Below are 1,253 nucleotides of genomic sequence, written 5' to 3' on the forward strand. Positions count from 1 at the left end.
TGTGGGAGCAACTGTCTTGATGGTCTTTATTTTGAAGGCATATTGATAGACAGCTGAACTCCCACAGCTTTAGGCCATGCGATGCCCTACAGGAACACCGCGACCCGTTTAGGCCAAGGGTTCTTTCCACTCAGTTCGGTCTCGGATCATGGCGTTCAGCCGTATCAGCAGCACGCGCATACAGGCGATGAGCGCTACTTTTGCGCATTTGCCCTTATGACGCAGTGCGTCATACCGCGCTTTGAACTCAGGCTGTCGCTGAATCACCACCCAGCACGCCATGTACATCGCGCGACGCGCAGCAAACCTGCCGCCGCTAATGTGACGCGGACCTTCATGCTTGCCGCTGTCATCGTTGTATGGGGCTATGCCTGCCAGCGCTGCAATCTCGTGCCGTCCAACCTCGCCCAGCTCAGGCAAATAGGCCATTAAGCTGGCTGCCGTCACGAGTCCTATTCCCTTGACCGAGCACAACCGAGCCGTTTTATCACTGTCCAGGTCTTGGGCACTTTGACGGATCAACTTCTCTATCGACTTTATTGCCTGGCATAAATAGTCGATATGACCTCGCAGACAGGGTTTTACCGTGTCAGCAGAAGCTGTTTTGAGGCGCCGTATATCGTCACTTTGCTGCTGAACAAAGTTTTCGCGCTGCTGTACCAGCGCACGCAAATTGTCCTGTTCAGGGCTGGTGATGCGGTTGCTTGGCGACTTTATGACTTCGGCAAACTGCGCGAGAAGGCGCGCATCTATCGGGTCGGTTTTAGCATGCTGCCCCATCGCCTTGGCAAAGTTCTTGGCGCGACGAGGGTTGATCCGCAAGACTTCGAAGCCCGCGGCCTGAAGCGCTTTCATGGCCTCTCGCTCATAGCCGCCGGTGGCTTCCAGCAATACGCGGCTGACCTGGTGGCGCTTTAACCAATCAATCAGCGCAAGGAAGTCACTGGCGGTATTGAGGTAACTCGCGCCAACGTCTTGCGGGTTAATCCGAACCTCAAGGGTATCTTTGGCAACATCGATGCCTGCGCAGGAAAACATAGCCGAATCCTCTTACACTCAAAGGTGAGAGCACTCTGGCTGGGCACCACGCTTGTAAATGTTCGAGGTAGGCTCGTTCAACTGTTCGGGCTCAATAACCAGAGTGGAGAGGTGAATGGCAGCATGGGCTCCCACACGTGCTTTAAGCACTCCGGGCATTCAGCTTGCCACTCACCGCTCTCACCCCCAGTCTAATTCCTGCGCAAGACACAAGC

Annotated in this window: 1 protein-coding gene; it reads right to left on the reverse strand. The window is 55.0% G+C overall.

Annotation, left to right across the window (positions count from 1 at the left end):
* Positions 1-108: 108 nt before the first annotated feature.
* A complete protein-coding gene (locus MMG91_RS28780) occupies positions 109-1,038 on the reverse strand; it encodes a transposase (protein WP_310661449.1) in 930 nt (309 codons plus the stop codon).
* Positions 1,039-1,253: the final 215 nt, after the last annotated feature.

This window comes from Pseudomonas sp. JL3 (assembly GCF_031570575.1).
Lineage (GTDB): Bacteria > Pseudomonadota > Gammaproteobacteria > Pseudomonadales > Pseudomonadaceae > Aquipseudomonas > Aquipseudomonas cucumis.